The 4,426-nt window shown below is 67.9% G+C and carries 4 protein-coding genes; 1 reads left to right on the top strand and 3 read right to left on the bottom strand.

Going from position 1 to position 4,426, the window contains the following annotated elements; all coding sequences use genetic code 11:
* Positions 1-181: 181 nt before the first annotated feature.
* Positions 182-1,603, bottom strand: a complete 1,422-nt coding sequence (locus tag G3N99_RS35470; protein WP_206124684.1) for a cytosine permease — start codon at positions 1,601-1,603, stop codon at positions 182-184.
* A 394-nt stretch (positions 1,604-1,997) separates the two neighbouring features.
* Between G3N99_RS35470 and G3N99_RS35465 the strand changes: the two genes are divergently transcribed.
* Complete coding sequence (locus tag G3N99_RS35465; RefSeq protein ID WP_174932793.1) at positions 1,998-2,921, top strand: LysR substrate-binding domain-containing protein; 924 nt, start codon at positions 1,998-2,000, stop codon at positions 2,919-2,921.
* A gap of 68 nt (positions 2,922-2,989) precedes the next feature.
* On the opposite strand, the gene argE is transcribed toward G3N99_RS35465, so the two are convergent.
* Entirely contained in the window at positions 2,990-4,153 is a 1,164-nt protein-coding gene (argE, locus tag G3N99_RS35460; RefSeq protein ID WP_206124683.1) for an acetylornithine deacetylase, read from the bottom strand.
* The coding region (locus tag G3N99_RS35455) for a DUF1028 domain-containing protein (RefSeq protein ID WP_206124682.1) at positions 4,146-4,426 on the bottom strand (281 nt) is incomplete at its 5' end. The genes argE and G3N99_RS35455, both read right to left, overlap by 8 nt.

The following is a 4,426-nucleotide window of genomic DNA, read 5'->3' as shown; positions in this document are numbered from 1 at the left end:
ACCCCGCAGGCCCGCCGCCAGCCGGCGACGCCGTGCCGCGCACGGCTCGCCCGGCGACTTCGCCGTGACTTCGGCACGACGAAGGCGCTGAAAGGCGGCATTCCGCGTTCAGCGCCTCCTCCACTACGCAGCACGGGAAACGGCACCCTGGCCCTCTCGTGCGCCCCGAACCACGTCCCGTTCAGCGCGCCGCCGTCGGCGGCATCGTCGCGCCCGTCTGCCGGCGCCGATACGCGCTGTCACGCGTCGCGAGCCAGTAGTACAGCGGCGACGTCAGCACCAGCCCCACGACCCACGACAGGTCGGCGCCACCGAGATGCGCGGGAATCGGGCCCGCATACATCGGCGTGTTCATGAACGGAATCTGCACGAGGATGCCGATCGCATACGCGAGCAGCGCCTGCGGGTTGAAGCGGCCGTAGATTCCGCCATCGACCATGAAGATCGACTTGATGTCGTACTTGCCCTTGTGGATCACGTAGAAGTCGATCAGGTTGATCGCCGTCCACGGCACCAGCACGACGAGCAGCGCGAGCACGAGATCGACGAGGTTGCCGACGAAGTTCGTCGACGCGCCGATCGCCGCGTAGCAGCACGCGGCGAAGATCACGACCGACACCACCGCGCGCGCCTTCGCGGTCGGGATCCACTTGTACGCGAACGTCTGCACCGACGTGATCACCGCGAGCACCGCGCCGTACAGGTTCAGCGCGTTGTGGCTGATCACGCTCAGCAGGAACAGCACGAGCATCAGCGGGCCGAGCGGGCCCGTCGCCTGCTTGACCGCATCCATCGCGTCCGCGCCGGCCGGCACCGCGAGCACCGCGACCGCGCCGAAGATGAACGCGAGCGTCGAGCCGATCGTGCAGCCGAGATAGGTCGCCCAGAACGTCGACGCCACGCCGACGTTTTCCGGCAGATAGCGCGAATAGTCCGACACGTACGGCGCGAACGCGATCTGCCACAACGCCGACAGCGACACCGTCGCGAGCCATCCGGCGAAGTTGAAGCCGCCGCGCGTCAGGAAATCGTCGGTCGTCACGTGCGTGAGGATCATCCAGAAGCCGACCAGGATGCCGATGCCGAGCACCCATGTGCCGATCCGGTTCAGGATGTGGATGAACCGGTAGCCGACGATGCCGATCAGCCCCGAGCCCACCGCGCCGATCACGATGCCGACGGGCACCGGCACCGACGACGCGATGCCGTGCACCGACTTGCCGGCCAGCACGATGTTCGACGCGAAGAAGCCGACGTACATCACGGCCGCGATCACGGTCACGAGCAGCGCGCCCCACGAACCGAACTGCGCGCGGCTCTGGATCATCTGCGGGATGCCCATCTGCGGCCCCTGCGCCGAATGCAGCGCCATCAGCACGCCGCCGACCGCCTGGCCGACGACGATCGCGACGATGCCCCACATCAGGTTCAGGTGGAACAGCTGCACGCCGAGCGCGCCGGTCACGATCGGCAGCGGCGCGATGTTGCCGCCGAACCAGAGCGTGAACAGGTCGCGCACCTTGCCGTGGCGCTCCGCGGGCGGCACGTAGCCGATCGTGTGCTTCTCTATCATCGGGGACGCGTTGCGGTCCACGTTCGTCATGGTGATGTCTCCTGTCCTGCGCGGCGATGCGCGCTTGCCGTGTCAGCCGGCGCGCGTTGGGGGTCGCGCCTGCAATCGGGTCCGGATACGCGAGCGACGACGCACCGCGTGCACGCGCGGCGGTGTCGAACGAAGCGGACGATGCGCATGCGGGGACGGATGACATGCCCCGCCGCCGCGTGCGCAACCGCTTCGTGATCGTCGTGTTCCAGGTTGGAGACGATGGTGCGCCACGACCATCGCGACCGGAAAATACTAAAAATATTTCCGGGACATACGAAAAAGCTCTGCAGCGGAAATGCCGGCACCGGGGGGCTTTCAGGTAAGGTGCTACGCAAACCATGGACAGATTGCGCCCGCGGCGGCACGCCGGGGCCGTGCATCAGAGGTGCTTGTGGCTCACTACACTTTGCGGCAACTGAAATACTTCGTGACGACGGTGGAATCCGGCAGCGTCGCCGAGGCCTCGCGCCAGCTGTTCATCGCGCAGCCGTCGATCTCCAGTGCGATCAAGGGTCTGGAGGAAAGCTTCGGCGTGAAGCTGTTCATCCGCCATCACGCGCAGGGCGTGTCGCTCACACCGAGCGGTACGCGCTTCTACCGGAAAGCGCAGGAGCTGCTGCGCATCTCGCACGAATTCGAACAGAACGCGCTGGCCGACAACGACGTGATCACCGGGCAGATCGATATCGGCTGCTTCGAGACGGTCGCGCCGCTCTATCTGCCGCAACTGATCGCGGGCTTTCGCGAGCGCTACCCGGGCGTGAACATCCGGCTGCGCGACGGCGACCAGCAGGAGCTCGTGCAGGGCCTGACGTCCGGCACGTTCGATCTTGCGCTCATGTACGACCACGATCTCGACGGCACGATCGAAACCGAGCCGCTGATGCCGCCGCAGCAGCCGTACGTGCTGCTGCCGGAGAACCACCGGTTCGCCGGCCAGACCCACGTATCGCTGCGCGACCTCTGCGTCGAGCCGATGATCCTGCTCGACGTGCAGCCGAGCCGCACGTATTTCGTCAGCCTCTTTCACGAGCTCGGGCTCACGCCGAACATCGTGTTCGGGTCGCCGTCGATCGAGATGGTGCGCGGGATGGTCGGCCAGGGGTTCGGCTTCTCGCTGCTCGTCACGCGCCCGCATTCCGAATACACGTACGACGGCCAGCGCGTCGTGACGATCGGCCTCAGCGAAACGGTGAGCCCGTCGGGGCTCGTGAGCGCACGGCTGAAGCGCGGGCAGCTCACGAAGCAGGCGCAGTCGTTCGTCGATTTCTGCCGCGAACGGCTCGCGCAGATCGTCGCGGAAACGGCGCGCTAACGAACGGGAAGGACAGGAAAACGCACGCGCCGCGGGAGGCGGTGCGTGCGTGTCGGCCGGTCGGCGGTTCAGGCGGCCGCGGCGAGATGCGTGACCAGACGCCCCAGCATCGCGTCGCAGCCGTGGAGCTGGTCGAGCGTGACGAACTCGTCGGGCTTGTGCCCCTGGTCCATGCTGCCGGGCCCGCACACCACGGTCGGAATGCCGGCCTGCCCGAACAGTCCGCCCTCGGTGCCGAACGCCACCGTGCCGAATGCATCGGAGCCGCTCAGCATCGCGAGCAGGCGCGCGGCCTCGCTGTCCGGCGCGGTTGCCAGGCCCGGATACGCGCCCAGCGGCTGCAGTTGAATGTCGGTATCGGGCTGCACCGCGCGCATCCTCGGCAACAGTTCGGATTCCGCATAGTCCTGCAGCTTCCTCGGCACGTCGTGCGCATCGAAATCCGGCAGCGCCCGCACCTCGAAATCGAACTCGCATTCGGCCGGCACGATGTTCAGCGCGCGGCCGCCCTTGATCAGCCCCGTCTGCACGGTCGAGAACGGCGGATCGAATCGTTCGTCGTGCCGTTCGGGCCGCGCGAGCGCCGCGCCGATCTCGCCGAGCCGGCCGATCAGCTTCGCCGCATAGTCGATCGCGTTGACGCCCGACGGCGCGTACGCCGAGTGGCACGCGGCGCCCTTCACGTGGCAACGCATCGCGAGCTTGCCCTTGTGACCGAGCACCGGCTTCAGTTCGGTCGGCTCGCCGATCAGGCACAGGCGCGGCCGGTGCGCGCGCGCGGCCAGTTGTTCAAGCATCGGCCGCACGCCGAGGCAGCCGACCTCCTCGTCGTACGAAAACGCGAGATGCACGGGCACGCCCAGCGGCCGGGCGACGAATGCCGGCACGGCCGCGAGCACCGACGCGATGAAGCCCTTCATGTCGGCCGTGCCGCGGCCGTACAGGCGGCCGTCGCGTTCGGTCAGCCGGAACGGCTCGACCGTCCACGCCTGCCCGTCGACCGGCACCACGTCGGTATGGCCCGACAGCGCGATGCCGCCGCGATCGCGCGGCCCGATCGTCGCGTACAGGCTCGCCTTCGTGCGCGCCGCGTTGTAGAACAGTTCGCTCTCGACGCCGAAGCCCGCGAGATAGTCGCGGATGAAACCGATCATCTCGAGGTTCGAATCGCGGCTGACCGTCGCGAACGCGATCAGCCGTTCGAGCAGTGCGCGGCTCGACGTGTCATTCATCGCCCGGCACTCCGTAGCTCGGTGCGGCGGTGGGGTTCAGCGCGCGCGTCTGGTAGTCCTGCATCTGCGGCCGATACGCCTGCCACAGCGCATCGAGCTGCCCGATCGGATCGGCATCGGCCCAGTCGACGCGCAGGTCGACGATCGGCCAGGTCACGTCGCCGGCCACCTTCAGCGCGGCCGAGTGCACCGGCCCCGCCTCGCCGCCGGCCGCCATCGCCGCCTGCATCGCGGCCAGCAGGCGATCGGCGAGCAGGCCCGAGATCGGAAGAG

The organism is Burkholderia sp. Ac-20392 (genome assembly GCF_017104585.1).
In the GTDB taxonomy this organism is placed as follows: Bacteria; Pseudomonadota; Gammaproteobacteria; order Burkholderiales; family Burkholderiaceae; genus Burkholderia; species Burkholderia lata.
The sequence above is the reverse complement of the archived record's forward strand: the minus strand, read 5'-3'. Positions and strand labels throughout refer to the sequence as shown.

Bases quoted from the DNA above. Each gene is read 5' to 3' on its own strand.
- G3N99_RS35470 (WP_206124684.1), bottom strand. From the start codon at position 1,603: ATGACGAACGTGGACCGCAACGCGTCCCCGATGATAGAGAAGCACACG.
- argE (WP_206124683.1), bottom strand. From the start codon at position 4,153: ATGAATGACACGTCGAGCCGCGCACTGCTCGAACGGCTGATCGCGTTC.